Below are 25,489 nucleotides of genomic sequence, written 5' to 3' on the forward strand. Positions count from 1 at the left end.
CAGAGAAATGCAAAAAGTTGCTCTCGTAACCGGCTCAGGCCAGGGGATTGGTAAAGCGATCGCGCTTCGCCTGGTGAAAGACGGCTTTGCCGTCGCCATCGCCGACTATAACGTTGAGACGGCAAGAGCCGTCGCCGATGAAATCATCCGTAACGGCGGCAACGCCGTCGCCGTGAAGGTCGATGTCTCTGACCGCGAACAGGTATTCGCAGCGGTGGAGAAAGCGCGCACCGCGCTTGGCGGCTTTAACGTGATCGTGAATAACGCCGGGATTGCGCCGTCCACCCCCATCGAATCCATCACGCCGGACATTGTCGACAAGGTCTACAACATCAACGTGAAAGGGGTGATCTGGGGGATCCAGGCCGCGATTGACGCGTTTCGCAAAGAGGGGCACGGCGGCAAGATCATCAACGCCTGCTCCCAGGCGGGCCACACCGGCAACCCGGAGCTGGCGGTCTACAGTTCCAGCAAGTTCGCGGTACGCGGCTTAACCCAGACCGCCGCGCGGGATCTTGCTCCGCTGGGGATCACCGTTAACGCCTACTGCCCGGGCATCGTCAAAACGCCGATGTGGGCGGAGATCGACCGTCAGGTCTCCGAGGCGGCGGGTAAACCGCTCGGCTACGGGACCGAAACCTTTGCCAAACGCATTACGCTTGGCCGTTTGTCCGAGCCGGAAGATGTGGCCGCCTGCGTTTCATACCTGGCAGGCCCGGATTCCGACTACATGACCGGCCAGTCGCTCTTAATCGATGGTGGAATGGTGTTTAATTAAATTCTAATAAGCTCTGACATGAGTTTTCCCCTGCACCCGTGCAGGGGCTTTTTTTTGTCTCCTCATCCATTGTGCATTACACTGCGCGCTGCAAAACTTTAGTCATTACGATCTGACAGGCGGTAACAGCGATGAACGGTACAATCACAACGTGGTTTAAAGATAAAGGCTTTGGATTTATCAAAGATGAAAACGGTGACAACCGCTATTTTCATGTGATTAAGGTCGCGAATCCCGATCTGATTAAGAAAGATGCCGCGGTGACCTTCGAGCCGACCACCAACAACAAAGGCCTTTCTGCCTATGCGGTGAAGGTGATCCCTGAAAGCAAACATCTCTTTATTGCGGGCGAGCGCGTGAAGCTCACCTCGATCAAATCCTTCGTGGTGTTTAACGAAGAAGAGCCGGTTGATGCCAAAATCGACAAAGAGAACGCGGTGCTGTCGGTGGGGCTGCTGATGAACAGCATCAAGCCGAAATCCGAGAAAAAACCGGGCGAAATGCGCACGGTGAAGAAGCTGGCGATTACCACCTTCCAGAACACGACGCTGATCTTCACCGAAGATGAGATCGACATCGACGCCACGGTGAAGCTGCTGAAGTAATCTTTTTGCCGGGTGGCGGTTCCGCTTTACCCGGCCTGCAAATCCTCTCTTTTCGCCCGCTTTTTAACCTGCTATAACAAACTCCTTACCTTTCAGGGAGTCACCGCCGTGCCCGAAATCAATCAACATGGTCAAACCGTTAACGATATCGTTCCCGACTGGAGAGGCGCGCGCGTATTAACCCGCACGCCGCTGTTCGGCCAGTATTGCCGCCTGGAGCCGCTGGATGCCGATCGCCACGCGGCCGATCTCTATGAGGCCTACGCGCTGGGCGACGAAAGCGACTGGACGTGGCTTGCCAGCACGCAGCCAGCGAGCGTGGAAGCCACCGCCCACTGGATCGTGGCTAAGGTTATGGACGATGAGCTGGTGCCGTTTGCCGTCATTGATTTACGCACCGAACGCGCGGTGGGGCTGGTGAGCTATATGGCTAACGAGCGGCTGCTGGGGTCGGTGGAGATCGGGCACGTGACCTGGTCGCGCAGGATGAAAGGAACCCGGATGGGCACCGAAACGGTATGGCTGCTGCTGAAAAATGCGTTTGAGCACGGCTACCGGCGCGTCGAGTGGAAGTGCGATTCCATGAACGTTGCGTCGCGCAGCGCGGCGGAGCGGCTGGGGTTTGTCTGGGAAGGACGCCTGCGCCAGAAGCTGGTGCGCAAAGGGCGCAACCGCGACAGCGATATGCTTTCTATTATTGACGGCGAGTGGCCGCAGCGCGATGCCGAACTGCGCGCCTGGCTGGCGACGGAGAATTTTGACGGGGAAGGGCGGCAGATTAAGCGGCTTGAGTTGTTTCGGTTATAAGTGTTTTATGTAGGGTACATCTGAAACGGTCGATCAATCTGCGGAAATGGCAATTTCAATCAAATTGGTTTTTCCGGACTGTAGCCCCTGCATCACCGCCGTGGCGATATCCGCGGCCTGGGTCACCCGGCAGCAGCGGATACCCATCGCGGTGCCCAGCGACTGGAAATCAATTCGCGGGTTAATCAGATCCATCCCGATAAAACGACCCAGCTGTGTTGAACTGTAGCCCGGCTGTCCTTTCATGAAGTTTTTCAGGATGTTGTACTCCAGGTTATTCATCACGATAAAGGTGACGGGCAGATTTTCGTGCGCCGCCGTCCAGAGCGCCTGCGGCGAGTACAGGGAGGCGCCGTCGCCAACCAGACACACTACCGGCTCGCGCCCCATCCCCAGCGAGTGACCTACTGCTGCAGGCATTCCCCAGCCCAGACCGCCGCCGCGCATAAAGTAGTAGCGCGGGTGCTGCTGGTCGGAAATAAACCGGCGAACGTGTCTGGCCGTTGCAATCGCCTCGTCGACAATCGTTATGCCAGGCGGAACGGACTTTATCACCTCGTAGGCCGCGACCATCGGCGAAATTGCCGGGCGCAGCCGCTCGGCTGCCAGACGCTCTTCCTGCAGTTGCCACTCTTTTTCACGTTCAGCGCGTGCCGCTTTGAGCAGCCGCTGATGCGTCAATTTGCTTGCCACCCGGCGCTGCTCAAGCTTCGGCAACAGTTCCTTCAGGGAGAGCGTGATATCCCCCATCACCGAGAGGCGGGTGGCGTAGGTGCGTCCCAGCTCGTTCATATCCGCCGAGAGCTGATACACCGCGCAGGTTTCCGGAATGGCCTCGCCCTCGCTATACAGAATGGTAATCAGGCTTCTGCCGCCGATGATAAACACCGCATCGTAGGCATTAACGACGCTGGCGATTTCCTTTGCGGTGGTGGGCATATTGCCTCGCCAGAGCGCGTGCTGCGTGGGGAAGGGCAAATTCAACGGCCAGGAGGAGCCGTAGACGTGGGCGCCTAGCGCTTCAGCAAGCTGGACAATCTCCTGCGTCGAGCCGCTGGAGTGAACTTCATCCCCCGCCACAATCATGATCCTGCCGGGGGTAACCTGGCTCAACTCTTCGGCCAGTTCGTCCAGCGAGCCCGCCACGGTGTGGTAGTTCACTTTAGAGGCCGTTTGTATCCCGGCGTCGCTGAGCTCTTCCATGACGTTCATCGGAAGCGAAAGCAGAACCGGGCCGGCCGGAGGATAGCTGGCGGCGTGAAATGCGCGACGCACCAGCACCGGGAGCTGATCGGCGCTGGTGACCTCCTGCGCCCATTTCACCACCGGCGATCCAATGGAGACAATGTCATCATACAGGAGCGGGTCGCGCACGTAGTGCCGGGTATCCTGTTGCCCGACGGTGACAACCAGCGGCGTTTTCATGATCCGCGAATTAATGAGATTCCCCATCCCGTGTCCGAGACCGCTGGCGGTATGCAAATTGATAAAACCGGTCTTGCCGGAGGCTTTCGCGTAACCGTCGGCAATGGCGACCACGCTGCTCTCCTGGAGTGCCAGAATATAGTGAATATTTTCATGGCGAAGAAGGGCATCAATGAGCGGAAGTTCGGTGGTGCCGGGGTTGCCAAAAATATATTCCACACCTTCACTCTCCAGCACTTCAAGGAGAATGTCGGCACCCGATCGCATATTTAAATCTGACAGGAACGTTAATGATTTAATCATAATGACACCTCATCCAGCGTTATTTAACTCATGCTAAAATTCTTCCTGCGTAGGACGGACAATTATTTCATTTACATCAACGTCGCCAGGCTGTTCGATAGCAAATAATACGGCTCTGGCAATCGACTCTGCCGGAATAGCCTGCTTATAAAATTCATGCAGGAACTGTTTGCTCGGGGCATCAGAGCTGCCAAACTGCAGTTCGCTTTCGACGGCACCGGGGGAAATAAGCGTCGTGCGGATGGTTTTACCTGCCTCCTGACGTAAGCCTTCACTCAGGGCGCGGACGGCGAATTTCGTGGCGCTATACACCACGCCGCCAGGGGCAAGGACCTTGATACCCGCCACGGAGGCCACGTTAATAAAATGTCCGCTCCTCTGACGCTGGAATACAGGGAATGCCGCTGCGATACCGTACAGCACGCCTTTAATATTGGTATCGATCATCCGGTCCCACTCGTCGGTTTTCAGCTCGCTGAGGGGGGCAATCGCCATAAAGCCCGCGTTGTTGATCAGAACATCCACGCGCTGGTAGGCGGCAACGGCAGCGTCAATCGCGCGCTGAACCTCGTCCTGTCGGGTCACGTCCGCCTTCACGGCAATCGCCCGGCCGCCCTGCTGAATAATGCGATCCACCAGGGCGTTAATTCTCTCCAGACGACGGGCAACCAGCACCAGGGAAAAAGGTTTATTTGCCAGATGAAGGGCAATGGCCTCACCAATACCGCTGCTGGCACCGGTGATAACAACAACTTTGTTTGCACTATTATTCATGATCTTATCTCGCCGTTGAGTGATGCAAAAATAAAGGCAGGGGAGAATTAAAGAATAATGACGCTTTCTTTAATTTCAGGTTTGAATATATTGTATATTACTAATGGAAAGATATTCAGTTAAACTTAGTTGAATTGCGGGGACAGTGTCAACAGACTTTTAAATAAACAAAATAATTGCAGGGTAATATTTATTTCTTATAGGTATCGAAAAATATTATCGTAATGAAGAGATGTATTGAAAACCCTCTCGTTTTACGGAGAGGGCAGAATATTAAACGTTCTGTAATGCCTGACGAACCGGCGCCCCGTTCGCCACATAATACGCCGCCGTGCTCTTCGCCAGGGGCTCGCGCCCGCGGATCGCGTCGGCAATTTTTTCGCCAATCATAATAGTGGTCGCGTTCAGGTTGCCGGTGATGATCTGCGGCATGATCGACGCATCCACCACGCGCAGCCCTTCCAGCCCGTGAACGCGGCCTTCGCCGTCGACCACCGCCATCTCGTCATAGCCCATTTTGCAGGTGCCGCACGGGTGGAAGGCGGTTTCCGCGTGGTTACGCACGAACTCGTCCAGCTGCTCGTCGGTCTGGCATTCGACGCCCGGGCTGATTTCGCGACCGCGATATTTGTCCAGCGCGGGCTGGTGCATGATCTCGCGGGTGATGCGGATAGCGTCGCGGAACTCCTGCCAGTCCTGCTCGTGGGACATATAGTTGAACAGGATCGCCGGATGCTGGTGCGGATCGCGGGACTTAATCCGCACGTGCCCACGGCTCGGGGAGCGCATGGAGCCAACGTGGCACTGGAAGCCGTGCTCTTTAACCGCGTTCGAGCCGTTGTAGTTAATCGCTACCGGCAGGAAGTGGTACTGAATGTTCGGCCACTCGAACTCTTCGCGGCTGCGGATAAAACCGCCCGCTTCGAAGTGGTTGCTCGCGCCCACGCCGGTGCCGCCAAACAGCCACTCGGCGCCAATCTTCGGCTGGTTCCACCACTGCAGGGCGGGGTAGAGGGAGACCGGCTCTTTGCACTCGTACTGGAGGTACATCTCCAGGTGATCCTGCAGGTTTTCGCCCACGCCGGGCAGGTCGTGCACCAGCGGAATATCGAACTGCTTCAGCAGCTCCGCGTTGCCCACGCCGGAACGCTGGAGGATCTGCGGGGAGGCAATCGCGCCTGCGCACAGCAGCACCTCTTTATTCGCCGTCGCTCTGGACGGGATGGTGCTTTCGCCCTCCAGCCACTCGACGCCCACCGCGCGCTTGCCGTCAAAAATAATATGATCGGTCATGGCGTGGGTGCGGATGGTCAGGTTCGGGCGCTTTTTAGCCTGGTCCAGATAGCCGCGCGCGGTGCTGGCGCGTCGGCCCTGCGGCGTGACCGTGCGGTCCATCGGGCCGAAGCCCTCCTGCTGATAGCCGTTGAGATCGTCGGTGCGCGGGTAGCCCGCCTGCACGCCCGCCTCCACCATCGCCTCAAACAGCGGGTTCACGCCCGGTTTCGAAGTGGTGACGCTCACCGGACCGTCGCCGCCGTGATAGTCGTTCGGCCCCACGTCGCGCGTCTCCGCCTTGCGGTAGTAGGGCAGGCAGTTGAGGTAGCTCCAGTGCTCAAGGCCAGATTCTTTGGCCCAGTTGTCGAGATCCATCGCGTTACCGCGGATGTAGCACATGCCGTTGATCAGCGACGAGCCGCCCAGCCCTTTGCCGCGTCCGCACTCCATGCGGCGGTTGTTCATGTACGGCTCTGGCTCGGTTTCATACGCCCAGTTGTAGCGCTTGCCCTGCAGCGGAAACGCCAGCGCGGCGGGCATCTGGGTGCGGAAGTCAAAGCGGTAGTCCGGCCCGCCCGCTTCAAGCAGCAGGACGGTGGTGTTCGGATCTTCAGTCAGTCGCGTTGCCAGTACGTTGCCGGCAGAGCCGGCCCCGATAATGATGTAGTCAAATTGCAAATAAACCTCCCGGTTAAAATATGGACTGGAATTTACCCATCTCAACCTGGATGGACTTCACCTGGGTGTAGCTCTGCAGCGTCATCACGCCGTTCTCGCGGCCAATGCCGGAGTGTTTGTAGCCGCCGACCGGCATCTCTGCGGCGGATTCACCCCAGGTGTTGATCCAGCAGATGCCCGCTTCGAGCTGATGAATGGCGCCGTGCGCGCGGTTCAGGTCGACAGTGACGATGCCCGCCGCCAGACCGTAGTCGGTATCGTTGGCGCGGCGAATGGCTTCTTCTTCGCTTTCATAGGTGAGGATGGACATCACCGGGCCGAAGATCTCTTCGCGCACGATGGTCATCTCGTCGGTGCAGTCGGTGAACACGGTCGGGGCCACCCACGCGCCGTTATCGAAGCCTTCGCCCTTCAGCACGTCGCCGCCGCACAGCACGCGCGCGCCTTCCTCTTTGCCTTTAGCGATGTAGCGCAGCACGCTGTCGCGATGCGGGAAGCTGACCATCGGACCGAAGTTGGTGTTTTCATCGAACAGATCGCCCGCGCGGATGCGGCCCACGCGCTCAACGATTTTCTGCTCAAACGCGGCCTTGAATTTCGCGGGTACGAACACGCGGGTGCCGTTGGTGCACACCTGGCCGGAGCTGAAGAAGTTCGCCATCATGGCGATGTCTGCCGCGAGATCGAGATCCGCGTCGTCGAAAATAATCAGCGGGGATTTGCCGCCCAGCTCCATCGTCACCTCTTTCAGGGACGAGGCCGCCGAGTTGGCCATCACCTTCTTGCCGCTGGCGACGCCGCCGGTGAAGGAGACTTTAGCGATGCCCGGATGTTCGGTGAGGTACTGGCCGGTCTCCGCGCCCACGCCCGGCAGGACGTTAAACACGCCGTCCGGCAGGCCCGCTTCGGTGTAGATCTCCGCAAGCTTCAGGGCGGTGAGCGGCGTCACTTCGCTCGGCTTGAAGATCATTGCGTTGCCCGCCGCCAGCGCCGGGGCGGATTTCCACAAGGCGATCTGGATCGGGTAGTTCCACGCGCCGATGCCCGCCACCACGCCCAGCGGCTCGCGGCGGGTGTAGACGAACGAGGTCTCACGCAGCGGGATCTGGCTGCCTTCCAGCGCCGGGATCAGCCCCGCGTAGTACTCCAGCACGTCCGCGCCGGTGACAATATCGACGGTGGAGGTTTCGGAATACGCTTTACCGGTGTCGAGGGTTTCCAGCTTCGCCAGCTCATCGTTGCGCTCGCGCAGGATATCAACGGCGCGACGCAGAATGCGCGAGCGCTCCATGGCGGTCATCGCCGCCCAGACTTTTTGCCCGCGCGTTGCGCTTTCTACGGCGCGATCGACATCTTCGCGCCCGGCGGCCTGTACGCTCGCCAGGACTTCACCGTTGGCCGGGTTGATGGTCTCGAAGGTGCGACCGCTGGTGGCGGAGGTATAACCACCATTGATATAAAGCTGCTGTTCTGCCATTCGGGACATAAATTCTCCTCGGTTATTCGGTCGGTAAATGCTGGCTGATGAAGTGGCTGGTGAGCGACTGCGCCAGGGTCTTATCCAGCGGCTTGCCGCTCAGCGCGGCGCGTAGCCACAGCCCGTCGATCAGCGCCGCCAGGCCATAGCCCGCCTCTTCGGCCTGCTCGCGCGGCAGCTCACGGCGGAACTCGTACACCAGGTTTGACAATAAACGACGGCTGCTCACCTGCTGCAGGCGGTAGAGCATCGGCTGGTGCATGCTGCTCGCCCAGAAGGCCAGCCAGGCCTTCATTGCCGCTCCGCTGGTCTGGGTTTCATCAAAATTGCCGCCCACAATTGCCTGCAGGCGCTGCTCCGCGCTGGCGTCCGGCAGGGCGCGTAAGCGGCTCAAAACCGCGTCGCGCAGCTGGCCAGTGATGTCGCGCATGGTTGCTTCCAGCAGACCGTTTTTGTCTTTGAAGTAGTGACTGATGATCCCCGTGGAAACGCCCGCCCGACGGGCGATCTGCGCGATCGTCGCGTCATGCATTCCCACTTCATTTATTGCTTCCAGCGTGGCGTCGATAAGCTGCCTGCGCCGGATCGGCTGCATCCCCACTTTGGGCATTGTTGCCACTCCATTCATCAGCGTTGGTTATACATTAAAGCGGTTTTTGATTGGACGTTCAATATAAAATGTGTCTTAATTGTTGCGGATTTGGATTTTAATAGTTACAAAAACAGTGGGGATACTGGATGACAGACCTTTCACAAGACAGAGAAAAAGACAAAATCAACCCGGTCGTTTTTTATACCTCCGCCGGGCTGATTTTGTTGTTTTCCCTGACGACGATCTTCTTTCGTGATTTTTCTGCCGAGTGGATTGGGCGCACCCTGAACTGGGTGTCGAAGACCTTCGGCTGGTACTATCTGCTGGCCGCGACGCTCTATATTGTCTTCGTGGTCTGCATTGCCTGCTCGCGCTTCGGGTCGGTAAAGCTCGGGCCTGAGCAGTCCAAGCCCGAGTTCAGCCTGCTGAGCTGGGCCGCGATGCTGTTTGCCGCAGGCATCGGCATCGACCTGATGTTCTTCTCCGTGGCGGAACCGGTCACGCAGTATATGCAGCCGCCGGAAGGGGCAGGGCAGACGATGGAGGCCGCGCGCCAGGCGATGGTCTGGACGCTGTTCCACTACGGCCTGACGGGCTGGTCGATGTACGCCCTGATGGGCATGGCGCTCGGATACTTTAGCTATCGTTATAATTTGCCCCTCACCATCCGCTCCGCCCTGTATCCGATCTTCGGTAAAAAGATTAACGGCCCGATTGGCCACAGCGTCGATATCGCGGCGGTGATCGGCACCATTTTCGGCATCGCGACGACGCTCGGGATTGGCGTGGTGCAGCTCAACTACGGGCTGAGCGTGCTGTTTGATATCCCGGATTCGATGGCGGCGAAAGCGGCGCTGATTGCGCTCTCCGTCATTATCGCCACTATCTCGGTGACGTCGGGCGTCGATAAAGGCATCCGCGTGCTCTCCGAGCTGAACGTGGCGCTGGCGCTGGGCCTGATCCTGTTCGTGCTGTTTATGGGCGATACCTCTTTCCTGCTCAATGCGTTAGTGCTCAACGTGGGCGACTACGTAAACCGCTTTATGGGCATGACGCTGAACAGCTTCGCCTTCGACCGTCCGGTGGAGTGGATGAACAACTGGACGCTGTTCTTCTGGGCGTGGTGGGTGGCGTGGTCGCCGTTTGTCGGCCTGTTCCTGGCGCGTATTTCGCGTGGCCGCACCATCCGCCAGTTCGTGATGGGCACGCTGATTATCCCGTTCACCTTTACCCTGCTGTGGCTGTCGATTTTCGGCAACAGCGCGCTGCATGAGATCATCCACGGCAACGCGACTTTCGCGCAGGAAGCGATGTCGCACCCGGAGCGCGGCTTCTACAGCCTGCTGGCGCAGTACCCGGCGTTTACCTTTAGCGCCTCCGTTGCGACTATCACCGGCCTGCTGTTCTACGTCACCTCGGCGGATTCCGGCGCGCTGGTGCTGGGCAACTTCACTTCGAAGCTGAAGGACATCAACAGCGATGCGCCGAACTGGCTGCGCATCTTCTGGTCCGTCGCCATCGGCCTGCTGACGCTCGGTATGCTGATGACCAACGGCATTTCGGCGCTGCAGAACACCACGGTGATCATGGGCCTGCCGTTCAGCTTCGTCATCTTCTTCGTGATGGTCGGGCTGTATAAATCCCTCAAGGTGGAAGACTACCGCCGCGTCAGCGCCAGCCGCGACACCGCGCCGCGTCCGATGGGCGCGCAGGACAGGCTGAGCTGGAAGAAACGTCTCTCGCGCCTGATGAATTACCCGGGCACGCGCTACACCAAACAGATGATGGAGACGGTCTGCTTCCCGGCAATGGAAGAGGTTGCGCAGGAGCTGAAGCTGCGTGGCGCCTACGTGGAGCTGAAAAACCTGCCGCCGGAGGAGGGCGAGACCCTGGGGCACCTGGATCTGCTGGTACACATGGGCGACGAGCAGAACTTTGTCTACCAGATCTGGCCGCAACAGTACTCGGTGCCTGGCTTTACCTACCGGGCGCGCAGCGGGAAGTCGACCTACTACCGGCTGGAGACCTTCCTGCTGGAAGGAAGCCAGGGGAATGATTTGATGGATTACAGCAAAGAGCAGGTGATTACGGACATTCTGGACCAGTATGAACGGCACCTGAACTTTATCCATCTGCACAGGGAAGCGCCGGGGAATAGCGTGATGTTCCCTGATATCTAAATGGATTCTTAAAAAACAATAAACCTGTATATAAATACAGTTATTCAGTGCGATATTACTCATGGAAGAGTCATATTGCAGCAAAAGTCTGATGCTGACGCATTGAGGCTTTTGCTGCATCAGGGAAGGTATGATGCATGAGCCACGCGATAGAATTTATCGAAACATCACTTTTTACCCGACAATTCAAAAGCATTGCTACGGATGATGAATTAAGGGATCTCCAAAAGGAACTCATTGCCTGGCCTCATAAAGGCGATTTGATCCAGCATACAGGCGGGCTACGTAAAATAAGAATGGCTGTTGGCTCAAAGGGAAAAAGCGGCGGGGCCAGAGTCATATACTTTCTGGCTACTGAAGAGGTGATTTTTTTCCTTATGGCCTATCCAAAAAGCATGAAGGACAGCCTGACCGATGTAGAGAAAGCCGAACTCAAAAAACTCACGTCTGTTCTCATCAATAGCGCTTCCAGTTCCATCAATTAAAGGTGTACTATGTACTCCATCAGGCAACAAGGGGCAGGCAATGAGTATCTTTGATGAACTGAAGGCTTCACTTGAAGAGGCAGCCGAGATCCAACGTGGTAAGAAAACGCCATCACGAGTCACTCGCTATGAGGTCGCGGACGTTCGCGCGATAAGAGAGCAGTTAAATGTCACTCAAAGCGAAATGGCGAAGGCTCTGGGTACAAGCGTTGATACGATTAAAAGCTGGGAGTCGAAACGGCGAAACCCAACGGGATTAGCGGCGAAAGTGCTAAATGTGATTAGAGATAATCCCGCGTTTTTCAGAGCGCTTGCGGGGCAGTGAGCTGATATCTATCTGTACACTCTATGCCGGGTGACGCTGCGCTTACCCGGCATACAAACCGGTTTACCGTAGGCCTGATAAGCGCAGCGCCATCAGGCTTTTAGCAGCGTAAACACGCTCGTATCATTATTCTGCCAGACGAGGGTGAAGCGTTTACCCTCAGGATAGTCTCCAGCCGGATGCGAAAGCGCCAGCGTGATTGTTTTTTCCGTTAACTCAGTGACTCTCGCCCACTCAAACCCCATGAAAGTATTCGCTTTCGGAAAGAGCGCCTTAAACAAACTCTCTTTGGCGCTAAAAGCGAGCGTCAGCGCCAGCGCAAAGGGGGAGCCCGAGTGCGTCAGGCATATCACTTCCTGCGCATCAACGATGCCGTCCTGGATTTCGCGGGCTTCCCGGTCTGGAAGAATGGCTTCGCAATCAATACCTACGAGCGCATCTTGATGACGGACGGCAACCGCCATCGCCTGCGTGCCGCTGTGGGTGATGCTCCCCGAAACCCCTTTCGGCCAGAGCGGTTCGCCGCTGGGGCCGATGCCGGGGATCGCGCGTTCATTTATCACGCCGAGCGCATGCGCGGCGGCAATGCGGCCAGCCAGATGCTCGGCTTTGCGTTTGCGCCCGGCGTTTGCAAGCTCTGCGTGGTGGGGGAGCCAGAGAAGGTCGGCGTCGGTGAAGGTGGTGGGGTCGAAGGTGACGTGGTGGACGGTGTGGCCGGCAAGAGAAAATGTGCTGTGGGTAGTGTGCATGGTTTTCCTTCAGAATTGTGCGGCCTGATGCCCTCACCCCGGCCCTCTCCCATAGGGAGAGGGAGGAGTTACTGCCTGAATCAGAATCGCGTATTCACGCTCATGTACCAGGTTCGGCCCGGTTCATTATACGTGTACGCTCCCGCACCGTACATATACGCACCGGTGGTGGCATTTCCGGTCGTCTGGGCATTACCCGCGCGCCACTGACGCTTGTCGAAGACGTTATCCACGCCGCCGGTCAGGCTGACGTTTTTGGTCATGTCCCAGGTCGCGCTCAGGCCAACGATGCTGTAAGGGCTGACTTCGTCTTTCTCAGATCCTGTCACCGGCTGACCTTTGTAGTTGTACTTCTTCGGCTGCTGCTTGCCGTACCAGGTAAAGGTCGACTGGAGCGACACGTCCTGATGCACCTGCCAGCTCAGGGTCGAGTTCAGCGTGTACTCCGGAATGATCGACAGACGGTCGCCGGTCTCCTTGTTCTTGCTCTGCAGCATATAGGTGATGTTGTTGGTCCAGTTGATCGTGTCGCTGACCGGCACGTTCAGGGAGCCTTCCAGCCCTTCGACAACCGCTTTCGGAACGTTTTCCCACTGGTAAATATCCGTCTGCACTTTGCCGGAAGAGGTATGACCAATCGGCGCGTAGCCCGCTTCAATTTTGTCGCGATAGTCGTTGCGGAACCAGGTCACGCCCGCCAGCCAGCCGTCGCGCTTCCACTCCAGACCAATCTCTTTGTTGATGCTGGTTTCGGCTTTCAGGTCATCGTTGCCCATCATGTAGCAGCCCACGCCGTCCGAGCTGGCGTAGCAGCCCTGGCCTTTGCTGTAGAGCAGGTAGTTCGGGTTGGTCTGGTACAGGCTCGGCGCTTTGTAGGCGCGCGCGATCCCCATCTTCAGCGTGAAGTCATCCCCCAGGCCTTGCGACAGGTTCAGGGACGGGCTCCAGTTATTGCCGACGATGGTGTGGTGATCGAAGCGCAGGGCAGGGGTCAGCATGGTGCTGTCGGTCAGCTCCATGTTGTTTTCAGCGAACAGGGAGAAAATCTCCGCCGAGGTGTACGGGCTGCGGTCGTTTGTCATGCCCGGAATGGTGCCGCCCTGTAGGGTTTGCGTGAACGAAGTCGAGTCCTTCATGCGCTGCTGGTTCCACTCGGTGCCCAGCGTCAGGTTCTGGTTGACGAGGAAATCAATCGGCAGGTTGATCTCGCTGTGCAGCATCACGTCGGCCAGGTCGGTGTCGGTGAATTTATTGCTGTTGAATAACCCTTCCGTCCCGCCCGCCAGCCCTTCGCCCAGGCGGGAGTTGCGGGTGTGCTCGTACTGCGCCCAGCTGCTGGTGGTGATGCCGTTATCCCAGCCGCCGTTCCAGGTCACCGCGAAGTTCTGGCGATAGATACGGTTAGTCTCTTTACCGTAATTCTTCTTCACCAGCGCGCTGTCGTTGTTGGTGTTCTGCGTGTCGCCCGCGTAGAGGTTGTTCTGGCGGCTGTAGCCCGCTTCGAACTCCAGGGACTGCATAGGCGCGAAGTCCCAGCGCACCACGCCGTTGATGTCTTTGTTTTCCACGCCCTCGCGGCCAGCCGGCAGGGTGTTGGCGTAGGCACCGGTACGATCGGACTGATGACCCTGGTTGATATCCCACGCGTCGGCCTGGGTTTTATCCAGGTTACCGAACATGCGGAAGCTGAAGTCGCCGCCCAGCGGGCCGCTCAGGCTGAAGTTGGTGCGTTTGGTGGAACCTTCGTCCTTATGTTCTGGCGCGTTCAGGTAGGTGTTCCAGGAGCCGTGCCACTGGTCGTCGAATTTTTTGGTAATGATGTTCACCACGCCGCCTGCCGCGCCGTTGCCGTAGCGCGCGGCGGCCGGACCGCGGATCACTTCGATGCGCTCGATCATCTCCGGCGGCACCCAGCCGGTATCGCCGCGGGTGTCGCGCTCGCCGCGCCAGCCCAGACGGATAGAGTTACGGCTGGTCACCGGCTTGCCGTCGATCAGGATCAGCGTGTTTTCCGGACCCATGCCGCGAATGTCAATCTGACGGTTATTTCCGCGCTGGCCGCTGGTGGAGTTCCCGGTGAGGTTAACGCCCGGCATGGTGCGGATAATTTCCGCCACATCGCGCGCGGGCGGATTTTTGCGGATCTCGTCGGCGGTGATGGTCGATACGCCCGGCGCCTGTAAATTCTGCTCGGCGGCGGTGATTACCATGGTGTCTTCGTGCTGCGCAGAGGCGGTGTTGTCGTCTGCCATGGTGGGCAACGCGACACCATAAATCCCTAAATTGACCAGCAAGGCCAGAGAGTGAATCTTCTTATTCATTGTACGTCCCGCTTTTATGGTTATTTAATGAACGCGCTTCCCACAGCGCGGGCATTACGCTATTGCAAATGCAAATAGTTATCAATAATATTATCAATAAAATTTGCGCTGAAACAAAAAAGACTGTGAAACATGGGGTTATAGGGGTGACGACGTTAACAACCGGAAGTGAAGCGTGGTGGCAGTCGAAAAATGGGCCTGAATGGAAGCCGGAAAAGGGAAAATATCGCGTCACGTTCTGGTGGCGTGACCCGGCAGGAACGCAAAGAACGTCACCGATCAAACGCGTCTGGCTCTACGTCACCGGCGTGACCGATCACCACCAAAATGCCCGCCCGCAGTCTCTCGAACGCATTCCGGATACCGACGTCTGGCAGTGGCAGGGTGAGTTCAGCCCCGAGTGGCGCGGAAGCTACTGTTTTATCCCATCCGTGAACGAAAACGATTTTACCGATACCGTCTTTGAAGGCGAGCAGCCGGACCGCATGGCGCTGCGCGAAGGCTGGCGTAAACTGCTGCCGCACGCGGTTTCCGACCCGCTGAATCCGCAAAGCTGGCGCGGCGGGCGCGGGCATGCCGTCTCCGCGCTGGAGATGCCGGAAGCGCCGGTTCAGCCGGGCTGGAATCATCCCGATACGCCGTATCAGCCGCCGGTCTGCATTGAGTGGGAAAGCGCGCGCCTGGAAAATCGCCGTCGCGTCTGGATTTTCACCACCGGGGGTCACGACCCGGAGCGTCCGCTGGCGGTGCTGCTCGACGGGCAGTTCTGGGCCGAAAGTATGCCCGTCTGGCCTGCGCTGGCATCGCTCACCGCCCAGCACAAATTACCGCCCGCGGTCTACGTCTTAATCGATGTTATCGACATGGAGCATCGCAACCGCGAGCTGCCGTGCAATCCCGATTTCTGGCTGGCGGTGCAGGAAGAACTTCTCCCACTTGTAAAAAATATCGCCCCCTTCAGCGACCGCGCCGACCGTACCGTGGTGGCGGGCCAGAGCTTTGGCGGACTCTCTTCTCTTTATGCTGGCCTCAACTGGCCGCAGCGGTTTGGCTGCGTGCTGAGCCAGTCCGGCTCGTACTGGTGGCCGCACCGCGGTGGGCAGCAGGAAGGGCGCCTCATCGAACAGCTCAGAGCAGGTGAACTAACCGCGAGCGGGCTGCGCATCGTCCTCGAAGCCGGACGTAACGAGCCGCTGATTTTCAATGCCAATGAGGCGATTTACGCCGAACTACACGCGCAGCAGCAGGTTACCTGGCGTCAGGTTGACGGCGGACACGACGCGCTTTGCTGGCGCGGTGGGCTGACGCAGGGGCTGATGACCCTCTGGCAGCCGCTTATTCACTAACGGAGTCTGTATGGAATTCAGCAATCCTTTCGATAATCCGCAGGGACAGTTCGCCATTTTGCAAAACGACCAGGGGCAGTACAGCCTGTGGCCGCAGCAGTGCGAACTGCCGGCGGGGTGGCGCGTGGTGTGCGAAGCGCAGTCTCAGGAGGCATGCCAGCAGTGGCTGGCCGAACGCTGGGAAACGCTTGAGCCGTCTTATTTTGCGGGGGATAACGCATGAACCGTCTTCCTCTCGTCGCCGCCCAGCCGGGGATCTGGATGGCGGAACAGCTGTCCACGCTGCCAAACGCCTGGAGCGTAGCGCACTACACCGAGCTGAAAGGCGATATCGATGCGCCACTGCTGGCAAAAGCCATTGCCGCGGGCATGATGCAGGCAGACACCCTGCGGATGCGTTTTGCCGAAGAAAACGGCGAGGTGTGGCAGTGGGTGGATGAGAGCTTCGTTCTTCCGGAGCCGTCCGTTATTCGCGTTGATTCCCACGCAGCCGCCGTGGCGCTGATGGAATCCGATCTTAACCAGAACCTGCGCGTCGACAGCGGCCAGCAGCTGGCGTTTCACCAGCTGCTTCAGGTCGGTGAAAATCACTGGTACTGGTATCAGCGCTATCACCATCTGGTGGTGGATGGCTTCAGCTTCCCGGCCATTACCCGCCAGATCGCCGCGATTTATGCCGCGTGGAAAAAGTGTGAACCGACGCCCGCATCTCCGTTTACGCCATTTGCCGAAGTGGTGGAGGAGTATCAGCGCTATCGCGACAGCGAGGCATACGCGCGCGACGGCGCCTTCTGGGCGGAGCAGCGCAGGCAGTTGCCGTCTCCGGTCTCGCTCTCTTCCGCGCCGCTGCCGGGACGCGCCGCCACCACCGATATTCTTCGCCTGAAGGTTGACGCCGACGGTCGCGCCTTTAGCCAGCTTGCGCAGGCGGCAGGGCAGACGCAGCGTACCGATCTGGCCCTTGCGCTGGTGGCGCTGTGGCTGGGCCGTTTGACCGGAAGGCTGGACTACGCCGCCGGGTTTATCTTTATGCGCCGCATGGGCTCCGCCGCGCTGACCGCGACCGGGCCGGTGCTCAATGTCCTGCCGCTGGCGGTGAATATAAACCCTCATGAGTGCCTGCCGGAACTGGCGCTGCGCCTGGCTAATCAGCTGAAAAAAATGCGCCGCCATCAGCGCTACGACGCCGAACAGATCGTCCGCGACAGCGGGCGTGCCGCAGGCGATGAAGCCCTGTTTGGTCCGGTGCTGAACGTGAAGGTGTTTGATTATCAACTGGATATCGACGGCGTGGAGGCCATCACCCACACGCTCGCAACCGGCCCGGTGAACGATCTGGAGCTGGCGCTGTTCCCCGACGAGCAGGGCGGATTGAGCATTGAGATCCTCGCCAGTAAGCAGCGTTACGATGAAGCGACGCTTTCCGGTCACGTGGCGCGTCTGAACGCGATGCTGATGCAGTTTGCGGCTAACCCGGATTTGCGCTGCGGCGAAGTGGAAACCGTTTCAGAACAGGAATACCAGAGGCTTGCGCGCATCAACAATACCGGACTGGCGCTGCCGGCCACCACGCTGGCGGATCTGGTGGCGGAGCAGGCGAGCAAAACGCCGGACGTCCCCGCGCTGGCGGATGCAAACGTTGAGCTGAACTATCGCCAGATGCGCGAGCAGGTGGTCGCGCTGGCAAACCTGCTGCGCACGCGCGGCGTGAAGCCGGGCGACAGCGTGGCGGTGGCCTTGCCGCGCTCGGTGTTCCTTACCCTGGCGCTGCACGGCATCGTCGAGGCGGGGGCCGCATGGCTGCCGCTCGACACCGGCTACCCGGACGATCGTCTGCGGATGATGCTCGAGGACGCGAAGCCGTCCCTGCTCATTACCACCGACGAGCAGCTCCCGCGCTTTAGCGATCTGCCGATTAGTGCATTTAGTTACAACACCCTTTTACCGGCTGCGGATGCAAAACCGCTGCGGCTGGCGAAGCCGGAGCAGACGGCGTACATCATCTTTACCTCCGGTTCGACGGGACGTCCGAAGGGCGTCATGGTCGGGCATACCGCCATCGTTAACCGCCTCAAGTGGATGCAGGATCACTACCCGCTGGACGCGACGGACGTGGTGGCGCAGAAAACGCCGTGCAGCTTTGACGTGTCGGTGTGGGAGTTCTGGTGGCCGTTTATCGCCGGGGCGAAGCTGGTGATGGCCGAGCCGGATGCGCACCGCGACCCGCAGGCGATGCAGAGCTTCTTCGCGCGGTACGGCGTGACCACTACCCACTTCGTGCCATCGATGCTGGCGGCGTTTGTCGCCTCGCTGGCGCCTGAAAACGTCGACTGCTGCAAAACGCTTAGGCAGGTGTTCTGCAGCGGCGAAGCGCTGCCGACCGAACTGTGCCGCGAGTGGGAGCAGCTCACCCGTGCGCCGCTGCACAACCTCTATGGCCCAACCGAAGCGGCGGTAGACGTGAGCTGGTATCCGGCGTTTGGCCCCGAGCTGGCGGCGGTGGAAGGCAACAGCGTGCCAATCGGCTTCCCGGTATGGAACACCGGGCTGCGCATTCTTGACGCCATGATGCGCCCGGTGTCGTTCGGCGTGGCGGGGGATCTGTATCTCACCGGCATTCAGCTGGCGCAGGGGTATCTTGGCCGTCCGGATCTCACCGCCAGCCGCTTTATTGCTGACCCGTTCGCTCCCGGCGAGCGCATGTACCGCACCGGCGACGTTGCCCGCTGGCTGGACAACGGCGCGGTGGAATATCTCGGCCGCAGCGATGACCAGTTAAAAATTCGCGGCCAGCGCATCGAGCTGGGCGAAATCGACCGGGCGATGCTGTCGCTGCCGGACGTGGCCCAGGCCGTGGCGCACGCCTGCGTCTTCAACCAGGCGGCGGCAACGGGCGGCGATGCCCGCCAGCTGGTGGGGTACGTGGTTTCCGAATCCGGCTTACCGCTGGATCGCGACGCGCTGTTGGCATCGCTCAAAGCGCAGCTGCCGCCGCATATGGTGCCGGTGGTGCTGCTGCAAATCAGCGCGCTGCCGCTCAGCGCGAACGGCAAGCTGGACCGCAAGGCGCTGCCGCTGCCGGAGCTGACGAGTAAAACCTCCGGCCGTGCGCCGGAAAGCGAAACCGAAATCGCCGTCGCGCAGGCTTTTATCGCGCTGCTGGGCTGTGAGATCAACGACATCGAGGCGGATTTCTTTGCCCTCGGCGGACACTCGCTGCTGGCGATGCGCCTGGCGGCACAGCTTAGCCGCGCGTTCGAGCGCAAGGTTACGCCGGGGCAGATTATGGTCGCCTCCACGGTGAGCAAGCTCAGCGCGCTGCTGGACTCGCAGATGAGCGACGAGCAGGCGCAGCGTCTGGGGTATGAAACCCTTCTGCCGCTGCGCGAAAGCGACGGTCCGACGCTGTTCTGCTTCCATCCGGCGTCCGGCTTTGCCTGGCAGTTTAGCGTTCTGGCACGTTACCTCAGCCCGCGCTGGTCCATCGTCGGCATTCAGTCGCCGCGTCCGGACGGTCCGATGCAGCAGCGTGCGGATCTGGATGGGGTGATTGAGCATCACCTGGCTACGCTGCGTAAGCAGCAGCCGCAGGGGCCGTATTACCTGTTTGGCTATTCCCTCGGCGGCACGCTGGCGCAGGGTATTGCCGCCCGTCTGCGCGAGCAGGGTGAAGCGGTGGCCTTCCTCGGCCTGCTGGACACCTGGCCGCCGGAAACCCAGAACTGGGCGGAAAAAGAGGCTAACGGCCTCGACCCGGCGGTGCTGGCGGAGATCGAGCGCGAGCGTCAGGCGTTTATCGCCGCCCAGCAGGGGCAGGGCTCCAGCGAGCTGTTTAACGCTATCGAGGGCAACTACGCCGACGCGGTGCGGCTGCTCACCACGGCGCGCAGCGCGCGCTTTGACGGCAAAGCGACGCTGTTTGTCGCCGAGCGCACGCGAACGATGGATCCGCAGGTCGCCTGGGCACCGTGGGTGGCGGAGCTTGAGGTATACAGCCAGGACTGCGCCCACGTGGACATCATTTCACCGCAGGCGTTTGAGAAGATAGGGCCGGTGTTGAGGGAGATATTGGGGTAGTGATTTCCCCTCACCCTAACCCTCTCCCCAACGGGGCGAGGGGATGCTTTGCTCCCTCTCCCTGTGGGAGAGGGCCGGGGTGAGGGCATCAGACCGCACGTTTTCCCAGCGGCACCACCAGCGGCGTACCCGCCACCGGATCGTCAATAATTATGCAGCGCATGCCGTAGATCCGCTCGATCAGGTTCGGCGTGACAATCTCTTTCGGCGCGCCCTGCGCCACAATCTCACCGTCGCGAAGCGCAATCAAATGCGTGGCGTAGCGGCACGCCTGGTTTAAATCGTGCAGCACCGCCGCTAGCGTATACCCCTGCGTGCGGTTCAGCTCGCTCAGCAGCTCCAGCAGATCAATCTGATGGCTGATGTCCAGCCACGTTGTCGGCTCGTCCAGCAGCATAATGGAGGTCTCCTGCGCCAGCACCATTGCGATCCACGCGCGCTGACGCTGTCCGCCGGAGAGGGTGTCCACGCTCTGCTGCGCCAGATCGGTAATGCCCGTCGCCCGCATCGCGCGGTTCACCGCCTCATCGTCTTCCTTGCGCCAGCGGGTAAACAGCGGCTGGTGCGGGTAGCGCCCGCGCGAGACCAGCTCTTGCACCGTGATGTCTCCCGGCGTGGTGGCGTTTTGCGCCAGCAGCCCGATGCGTCTGGCCACCTCTTTGCTGGCGAAGCGCTGGATCTGCTCCCCGTCGAGAAACACGCTGCCTTCAGCCGGCGTCATCAGGCGGCTCAGCGTGCGCAGCAGGGTCGATTTGCCGCAGCCGTTCGGGCCGATAATGGCCGTGAAGTGCCCGTCCGGAATGGCGACGGATAACTCACGGGCAATGATTTTTTTGCTGTAGCCGAGGGTTAAATTTTCGCCGCGCAAGCGGGTGGTTGAATCAGTCATTTCTTGCGTGACTCCTGAACGAGCAAGACGATGAGGTAAATCCCGCCGAGGCTGACGGTCACCACGCCCACCGGCAGTTGATAAGGCATAAACAGCCGCTGGGCGCAGAGATCGGCGGCCAATAGCAGCAGCGCGCCGCACAGCGCCGCCTGAGTTAATCCCCAGCGCGCCGTCCCGCTAAGGCGCCGCGCGATGTGCGGTGCCACGAGGGCGATAAACGAGATTGGCCCGGCAATCGCGGTGGAGGCGGCGGTCAGCAGTACGGCGACCAGCATCAGCATCAGGCGCGAGCGTTCAACGCCCACGCCCAGCGCGCAGGCGCTGTCGTCGCCCATCTCCAGCAGGCGCATACGGCGCACCAGCAGCAGCGCGCCGATAAACATCAGCACAATCAGCGGTGCCGCGGGCCAGGTTTTGCCCCACGTCAGGCCGTTGAGCGACCCGGCGTACCACAGCCCGGCGGAGAGCGCGGTTTCCAGCGAGGCCTGCAGTAAAAGCCAGGTGTTAAAGGCCATCAGCATGGCGCGGATGCCGATCCCGATGATGATCAGGCGGAAGGTGTCGATACCGTTGCGCCAGGCCAGCGCCCAGATCAGCAAGGACGTCAGAATGCCGCCCGCCATCGCCGTAAAGGTAATGGCCGTCAGGTGCTGACCAAACAGCACCATCGCCACCAGCACGCCGCTCCAGGCCCCTGTGTTAAGGCCCATCACGTCCGGGCTGCCGAGCGGGTTGCGCATCAGCGACTGGAATATCGCACCGCTCACGCCGAGCGCCGCGCCGACCAGAATCGCCATCGCCACGCGCGGGAGACGCCACTCCGTCACCACCATCGTGATGTTGCGCGGCGCGCTGCCGAGCAGGGCGTTGAAGACCTGAGTAAAGTCGAGCGTCACCGCGCCGCTGCGCAGGCTCCAGACCGCCAGCAGCAGAATGAGGATACTTAGCAGCGAAACGCTGGTGAGTAAACGACGGGACGGGGCCATCATGCGCCACCTCCGCGTTTACGGCGTACCAGGAAGATCAGCACCGGCGCGCCGATAAAGGCGCTGACCACCGAGACGCGCAGCTCGCCGGGCACCAGCAGGCGGCCCAGCACGTCGGCAAACAGCAGCAGGGCAGGGGTGGCAAGCAGCGTCACCGGCAGCGACCAGCGGTGATCTGCTCCCACCAGCCAGCGCGCCATGTGCGGCATCATCAGGCCAATAAAAGCGATCGGGCCGACCACGGCGGTCGCGCTGCCGCACAGTACGGTGATGGCGAACAGACCAATCAGCTGCGTGCGCGCCACGCGGTTGCCGAGGGCGGTCGCGGTGTCGCTGCCGAGGCTCAGGCTGTTGAGCGACCGGCTTAAAAACAGCGCCACGGCGGCAGCGATAATGACCGGGATCGCCACCACTTTTAGGGTTTCAAGGGTACGGATATCCAGCGAACCGGCCTGCCAGAAGCGCAGCTGGTCGTAGACGTCCGGGTTGAGCAGGGCGATGCCGTTGGACAAGCCTTCCAGCACCGCCGCGAGCGCTACGCCCGCAAGGGTCAGGCGTACCGGGCTCAGCTGCCCGCCGCCCTGGCTGCCGGTAAAGGCGACGACCAGCGAGGCGGCCAGCGCGCCGCAGAAGGCCATCACCAGCTGTTCAGAGGGCGAGGTCAACCCGAACAGCGCCGCGCCGAGCACGATAGCAAAGCTGGCGCCGGAGTTAACACCGAGGATACCGGGGTCCGCCAGCGGATTGCGGGTAAGGGTTTGCATCAGGGCACCGGCAAGGCCGAGCGCGCCACCGGCCAGCAGTCCGGCAAGGGTGCGGGGCAGCCGGGCGTCGAGCACGATGACGCAGTCGGCGCTCTGGCAGGTGCCGGAGAGCGCATCAACAATAACGGACGCGGGCAGCGGCTTCGCGCCAACCAGCAGACTGAGTGCAATTGCAAGGCTCAGGAGCAGCAATAAAACGGGCACGGCAACGGCGCGCACCGAAGAAGAGGAAAACGACATAGCAACATCCATGATTTGATAATGATAGTGATTATCGTTATCTATCTTATTTGGCTATGTTAGCATGTGCGCCCATGGAATGGGTAGAAATAGACTCAAGGCTTTGTCATGAATCAAAAATCCTGGCTGCTCAACCTCAGCCTGCTTAAAACGCACCCGGCCTATCGCGCCGTGTTTATCGCTCGCTTTATCTCCATTTTGTCCCTCGGGCTGCTTGGCGTGGCCGTGCCGGTACAGATCCAGACCCTGACGCACTCCAGCTGGCTGGTGGGGTTATCCGTCACCTTAACCGGCGGCGCGATGTTCATCGGCCTGATGGTCGGCGGCGTGCTGGCGGACCGCTACGAGCGCAAGAAGCTGATTCTGTTGGCGCGCGGCACCTGCGGCGTGGGCTTTATTGGGCTGTGTCTGAACGCGATGCTGCCGGAGCCGTCGCTGATCGCGATTTATGCCCTGGGACTGTGGGACGGCTTTTTTGCCTCGCTGGGCGTGACGGCGCTGCTGGCGGCGACGCCCGCGCTGGTCGGGCGCGAGAACCTGATGCAGGCGGGGGCGATTACCATGCTCACCGTGCGTCTGGGCTCGGTGATTTCGCCAATGGTGGGTGGCCTGCTGCTGGCGACCGGCAACGTGGCCTGGAACTATGGGCTTGCGGCGGCGGGAACCTTTATCACCACGCTGACGCTGCTGCGCCTGCCGCTTCTGCCCCCTCCGCCGCAGCCGCGCGAGCATCCGCTGAAATCGCTGATGGCCGCTATTCGTTTCCTGTTCAGCAACCCGCTGATTGGCGGCATTGCGCTGCTCGGCTGCCTGCTGACGATGGCGAGCGCCGTGCGCGTGCTCTACCCGGCATTAGCGGGAGAGTGGCAGATGAGCGCCTCGGAGATTGGCCTACTGTACGCCGCCATTCCGCTCGGTGCGGCGTGCGGAGCGCTGACCAGCGGCAACCTGGCGCAGAGCGCGCGTCCGGGGTTGATTATGCTGCTTGCCACGCTGGCCTCGTTTATCGCCATCGGCTTCTTCAGCCTGATGCCGGTGTGGGCGCTCGGGGTGCTGTGCCTGGTGATTTTCGGCTGGCTGAGCGCCATCAGCTCGCTTTTGCAGTACACCCTGATCCAGACCCAGACGCCGGAAGGGATGCTCGGTCGCATCAACGGCCTGTGGACGGCGCAGAACGTCACGGGGGATGCGATTGGCGCGGCGATCCTCGGCGGGCTGGGGGCGATAATGACCCCGGTGGCCTCGGCGAGCTGCGGCGGGTTTGTACTGGCAATTATTGGCGTGATTTTATTCATGTCGTTGGCAGAATTGCGCCGATTCAGGCAGGAGAGTGTGTTGAACGACGGGGCGGCCTGATGCCCTCATCCCGGCCCTCTCCCACAGGGAGAGGGAGGAAAAGGCCTACTTAAATAACGTATTCAATCTGTCTAACACCAACATCGCGCTGTAATAATCCAGGCGGAACGTCTCGGTTCCCAATGCCCAGACCCGTTTGTTTTTCACCGACGGCAAATGCGCCAGCAGCGGGTTCGCGTAAATCGCATCCACGTCTTTCTGGTCACCGGCAAACACAAACAGCCCTTCGCCGTTCAGCCCCGTCGCCAGATTTTCACCGCCCAGCTGAATGATGTCGTGGCGTTTACCCTGGCTTTTGGAGGTCTGCAGCCCGGCGGGCAGCTCCGCCAGCATAAAGCCCAGTTGGTGCAGCAGCTTGCCCTGCGCGGATTCCGCAGTCCACAGGTTGGCGCTGTGCGCGGCGGCAGTGTAGACGATGGCGTTTACCGGCTGCGGCGGCAGCTTCATCTGCTCTTTAACCTGCGCGAGCTGTTTATCAAACGCGGCAATGCGCTCTGCGGCCTGTTTTTCCTGCCCGGTAATGGTGCCCAGCTGGGTCAGCAGTTCCTGCCAGCTCTTGTCGTCGTAGTTGATGATAAGCGTTGGGGCGATGGCGGAGAGCTGATCGTACAGCGCCAGCGCGGAATCCCCGCCGGTGGCGCTAATCAAAATTAGATCCGGCATTTGCGCGGCGACCGCTTCGGCGCTCGGTTCGCCAATGTACAGTCGTGCAACCTTGCGCTGTTTCGCAATATCGCCCCACTGACGCAAAAAGCCCTGCGCATCCGCCACGCGGTTGTTCGGCGTGGTGGCGCCGCTGGCAACGACCGGTGCGTCAATCGCCAGCAGGGAGCCGGTTAAGGTCACGCTGGTAGAGACAATGCGCGTCGGTTTGCTCTCAAGCGTGTGAACGCCGCGGCTGTCGGTCACCTGACGCGGCCAGTCGGCGGCAACGGCTGAGGCAAGTCCTAAAACAAAAAGTCCAGGTAAAAGCAGGGTATTACGGAATACGAAAGGGAATCTCACAGCGCGACATCCTGTTTTTGTTGAAGATAATGCTTCTCATTTTCATGGTTGC

Annotated in this window: 21 protein-coding genes; 10 read left to right on the forward strand and 11 right to left on the reverse strand. The window is 60.0% G+C overall.

Annotation, left to right across the window (positions count from 1 at the left end; translation table 11 throughout):
- Positions 1-7: 7 nt before the first annotated feature.
- From F0320_RS05250 to F0320_RS05260, 3 genes are all read left to right on the forward strand, one after another.
- Positions 8-778, forward strand: coding sequence for a (S)-acetoin forming diacetyl reductase (locus F0320_RS05250; protein WP_024906954.1), 771 nt, complete (start codon positions 8-10; stop codon positions 776-778).
- A 131-nt stretch (positions 779-909) separates the two neighbouring features.
- On the forward strand, positions 910-1,383 hold the full coding sequence (locus F0320_RS05255; RefSeq protein WP_126329047.1) for a cold-shock protein: 474 nt from the start codon (positions 910-912) through the stop codon (positions 1,381-1,383).
- 108 nt (positions 1,384-1,491) lie between these two features.
- Positions 1,492-2,190, forward strand: a complete 699-nt coding sequence (locus F0320_RS05260; RefSeq protein ID WP_126329046.1) for a GNAT family N-acetyltransferase — start codon at positions 1,492-1,494, stop codon at positions 2,188-2,190.
- A 33-nt stretch (positions 2,191-2,223) separates the two neighbouring features.
- On the opposite strand, the gene F0320_RS05265 is transcribed toward F0320_RS05260, so the two are convergent.
- The 5 genes from F0320_RS05265 to betI all read right to left on the reverse strand — a co-directional run bounded on the left by F0320_RS05265 (position 2,224) and on the right by betI (position 8,732).
- Positions 2,224-3,918 (reverse strand): thiamine pyrophosphate-binding protein, encoded by a 1,695-nt coding sequence (locus tag F0320_RS05265; RefSeq protein ID WP_126329045.1) that lies wholly within the window; start codon positions 3,916-3,918, stop codon positions 2,224-2,226.
- Positions 3,919-3,951: 33 nt separating this feature from the next.
- Complete coding sequence (locus F0320_RS05270; protein ID WP_126329044.1) at positions 3,952-4,692, reverse strand: SDR family oxidoreductase; 741 nt, start codon at positions 4,690-4,692, stop codon at positions 3,952-3,954.
- Positions 4,693-4,965: 273 nt separating this feature from the next.
- Positions 4,966-6,645, reverse strand: coding sequence for a choline dehydrogenase (betA, locus tag F0320_RS05275; protein ID WP_126329043.1), 1,680 nt, complete (start codon positions 6,643-6,645; stop codon positions 4,966-4,968).
- A gap of 13 nt (positions 6,646-6,658) precedes the next feature.
- Positions 6,659-8,131 carry a betaine-aldehyde dehydrogenase gene (gene betB / locus F0320_RS05280; protein ID WP_126329042.1) on the reverse strand — a complete coding sequence of 491 codons (1,473 nt, stop codon included), beginning with the start codon at positions 8,129-8,131 and terminating at the stop codon, positions 6,659-6,661.
- 13 nt (positions 8,132-8,144) lie between these two features.
- Entirely contained in the window at positions 8,145-8,732 is a 588-nt protein-coding gene (gene betI, locus F0320_RS05285) for a transcriptional regulator BetI (RefSeq protein ID WP_024906969.1), read from the reverse strand.
- A 128-nt stretch (positions 8,733-8,860) separates the two neighbouring features.
- Between betI and betT the strand changes: the two genes are divergently transcribed.
- From betT to nadS, 3 genes are all read left to right on the forward strand, one after another.
- Entirely contained in the window at positions 8,861-10,894 is a 2,034-nt protein-coding gene (gene betT / locus F0320_RS05290; protein ID WP_149323812.1) for a choline BCCT transporter BetT, read from the forward strand.
- 137 nt (positions 10,895-11,031) lie between these two features.
- Positions 11,032-11,379 carry a type II toxin-antitoxin system RelE/ParE family toxin gene (locus tag F0320_RS05295; protein ID WP_126329040.1) on the forward strand — a complete coding sequence of 116 codons (348 nt, stop codon included), beginning with the start codon at positions 11,032-11,034 and terminating at the stop codon, positions 11,377-11,379.
- 40 nt (positions 11,380-11,419) lie between these two features.
- Positions 11,420-11,704: a NadS family protein gene (gene nadS, locus F0320_RS05300; protein WP_033144885.1), complete on the forward strand. Its 285-nt coding sequence runs from the start codon at positions 11,420-11,422 to the stop codon at positions 11,702-11,704.
- A gap of 92 nt (positions 11,705-11,796) precedes the next feature.
- Here the strand turns inward: nadS and entD are convergent, their stop codons facing one another.
- Positions 11,797-12,453 (reverse strand): enterobactin synthase subunit EntD, encoded by a 657-nt coding sequence (gene entD, locus F0320_RS05305; RefSeq protein WP_126329039.1) that lies wholly within the window; start codon positions 12,451-12,453, stop codon positions 11,797-11,799.
- A gap of 80 nt (positions 12,454-12,533) precedes the next feature.
- Entirely contained in the window at positions 12,534-14,774 is a 2,241-nt protein-coding gene (locus tag F0320_RS05310; RefSeq protein WP_126329038.1) for a TonB-dependent siderophore receptor, read from the reverse strand.
- Between the two features lie 146 nt (positions 14,775-14,920).
- On the opposite strand from F0320_RS05310, the gene fes reads away from it, so the two are divergent.
- The 3 genes from fes to entF are packed head-to-tail and all read left to right on the forward strand — an operon-like array spanning position 14,921 to position 20,197.
- Positions 14,921-16,120: an enterochelin esterase gene (gene fes / locus F0320_RS05315; protein WP_126329037.1), complete on the forward strand. Its 1,200-nt coding sequence runs from the start codon at positions 14,921-14,923 to the stop codon at positions 16,118-16,120.
- Between the two features lie 10 nt (positions 16,121-16,130).
- On the forward strand, positions 16,131-16,343 hold the full coding sequence (locus F0320_RS05320) for an MbtH family protein (RefSeq protein WP_126329036.1): 213 nt from the start codon (positions 16,131-16,133) through the stop codon (positions 16,341-16,343).
- Complete coding sequence (gene entF, locus F0320_RS05325) at positions 16,340-20,197, forward strand: enterobactin non-ribosomal peptide synthetase EntF (RefSeq protein ID WP_126329035.1); 3,858 nt, start codon at positions 16,340-16,342, stop codon at positions 20,195-20,197. The genes F0320_RS05320 and entF overlap by 4 nt, the downstream gene beginning before the upstream one ends.
- An 88-nt stretch (positions 20,198-20,285) precedes the next feature.
- Here entF and fepC read toward each other — a convergent pair whose 3' ends face one another.
- The 3 genes from fepC to fepD are packed head-to-tail and all read right to left on the reverse strand — an operon-like array spanning position 20,286 to position 23,076.
- Positions 20,286-21,086 (reverse strand): iron-enterobactin ABC transporter ATP-binding protein, encoded by an 801-nt coding sequence (gene fepC / locus F0320_RS05330; RefSeq protein WP_126329034.1) that lies wholly within the window; start codon positions 21,084-21,086, stop codon positions 20,286-20,288.
- The gene (gene fepG / locus F0320_RS05335; protein WP_126329161.1) at positions 21,083-22,072 is read right to left on the reverse strand and encodes an iron-enterobactin ABC transporter permease; all 990 of its coding nucleotides are present in this window, start codon (positions 22,070-22,072) and stop codon (positions 21,083-21,085) included. Before fepG ends, fepC begins: the two co-directional genes overlap by 4 nt.
- Positions 22,072-23,076 (reverse strand): Fe(3+)-siderophore ABC transporter permease, encoded by a 1,005-nt coding sequence (gene fepD / locus F0320_RS05340; protein ID WP_126329033.1) that lies wholly within the window; start codon positions 23,074-23,076, stop codon positions 22,072-22,074. Before fepD ends, fepG begins: the two co-directional genes overlap by 1 nt.
- A 108-nt stretch (positions 23,077-23,184) precedes the next feature.
- Between fepD and entS the strand changes: the two genes are divergently transcribed.
- The gene (gene entS / locus F0320_RS05345; RefSeq protein WP_126329032.1) at positions 23,185-24,432 is read left to right on the forward strand and encodes an enterobactin transporter EntS; all 1,248 of its coding nucleotides are present in this window, start codon (positions 23,185-23,187) and stop codon (positions 24,430-24,432) included.
- Positions 24,433-24,477: 45 nt separating this feature from the next.
- Here the strand turns inward: entS and fepB are convergent, their stop codons facing one another.
- Positions 24,478-25,437, reverse strand: coding sequence for a Fe2+-enterobactin ABC transporter substrate-binding protein (fepB, locus tag F0320_RS05350; protein WP_126329031.1), 960 nt, complete (start codon positions 25,435-25,437; stop codon positions 24,478-24,480).
- Positions 25,438-25,489: the final 52 nt, after the last annotated feature.

Origin of the sequence: Enterobacter dykesii, assembly GCF_008364625.2 — a bacterium.
In the GTDB taxonomy this organism is placed as follows: domain Bacteria; phylum Pseudomonadota; class Gammaproteobacteria; order Enterobacterales; family Enterobacteriaceae; genus Enterobacter; species Enterobacter dykesii.

Coding starts and splice junctions, on each gene's coding strand:
- F0320_RS05250 (WP_024906954.1), top strand. CDS start 8: ATGCAAAAAGTTGCTCTCGTAACCGGCTCAGGCCAGGGGATTGGTAAA.
- F0320_RS05255 (WP_126329047.1), top strand. CDS start 910: ATGAACGGTACAATCACAACGTGGTTTAAAGATAAAGGCTTTGGATTT.
- F0320_RS05265 (WP_126329045.1), bottom strand. CDS start 3,918: ATGATTAAATCATTAACGTTCCTGTCAGATTTAAATATGCGATCGGGT.
- F0320_RS05270 (WP_126329044.1), bottom strand. CDS start 4,692: ATGAATAATAGTGCAAACAAAGTTGTTGTTATCACCGGTGCCAGCAGC.
- betB (WP_126329042.1), bottom strand. CDS start 8,131: ATGTCCCGAATGGCAGAACAGCAGCTTTATATCAATGGTGGTTATACC.
- betI (WP_024906969.1), bottom strand. CDS start 8,732: ATGCCCAAAGTGGGGATGCAGCCGATCCGGCGCAGGCAGCTTATCGAC.
- betT (WP_149323812.1), top strand. CDS start 8,861: ATGACAGACCTTTCACAAGACAGAGAAAAAGACAAAATCAACCCGGTC.
- F0320_RS05295 (WP_126329040.1), top strand. CDS start 11,032: ATGAGCCACGCGATAGAATTTATCGAAACATCACTTTTTACCCGACAA.
- nadS (WP_033144885.1), top strand. CDS start 11,420: ATGAGTATCTTTGATGAACTGAAGGCTTCACTTGAAGAGGCAGCCGAG.
- entD (WP_126329039.1), bottom strand. CDS start 12,453: ATGCACACTACCCACAGCACATTTTCTCTTGCCGGCCACACCGTCCAC.
- F0320_RS05310 (WP_126329038.1), bottom strand. CDS start 14,774: ATGAATAAGAAGATTCACTCTCTGGCCTTGCTGGTCAATTTAGGGATT.
- F0320_RS05320 (WP_126329036.1), top strand. CDS start 16,131: ATGGAATTCAGCAATCCTTTCGATAATCCGCAGGGACAGTTCGCCATT.
- entF (WP_126329035.1), top strand. CDS start 16,340: ATGAACCGTCTTCCTCTCGTCGCCGCCCAGCCGGGGATCTGGATGGCG.
- fepC (WP_126329034.1), bottom strand. CDS start 21,086: ATGACTGATTCAACCACCCGCTTGCGCGGCGAAAATTTAACCCTCGGC.
- fepG (WP_126329161.1), bottom strand. CDS start 22,072: ATGGCCCCGTCCCGTCGTTTACTCACCAGCGTTTCGCTGCTAAGTATC.
- fepD (WP_126329033.1), bottom strand. CDS start 23,076: ATGTCGTTTTCCTCTTCTTCGGTGCGCGCCGTTGCCGTGCCCGTTTTA.
- entS (WP_126329032.1), top strand. CDS start 23,185: ATGAATCAAAAATCCTGGCTGCTCAACCTCAGCCTGCTTAAAACGCAC.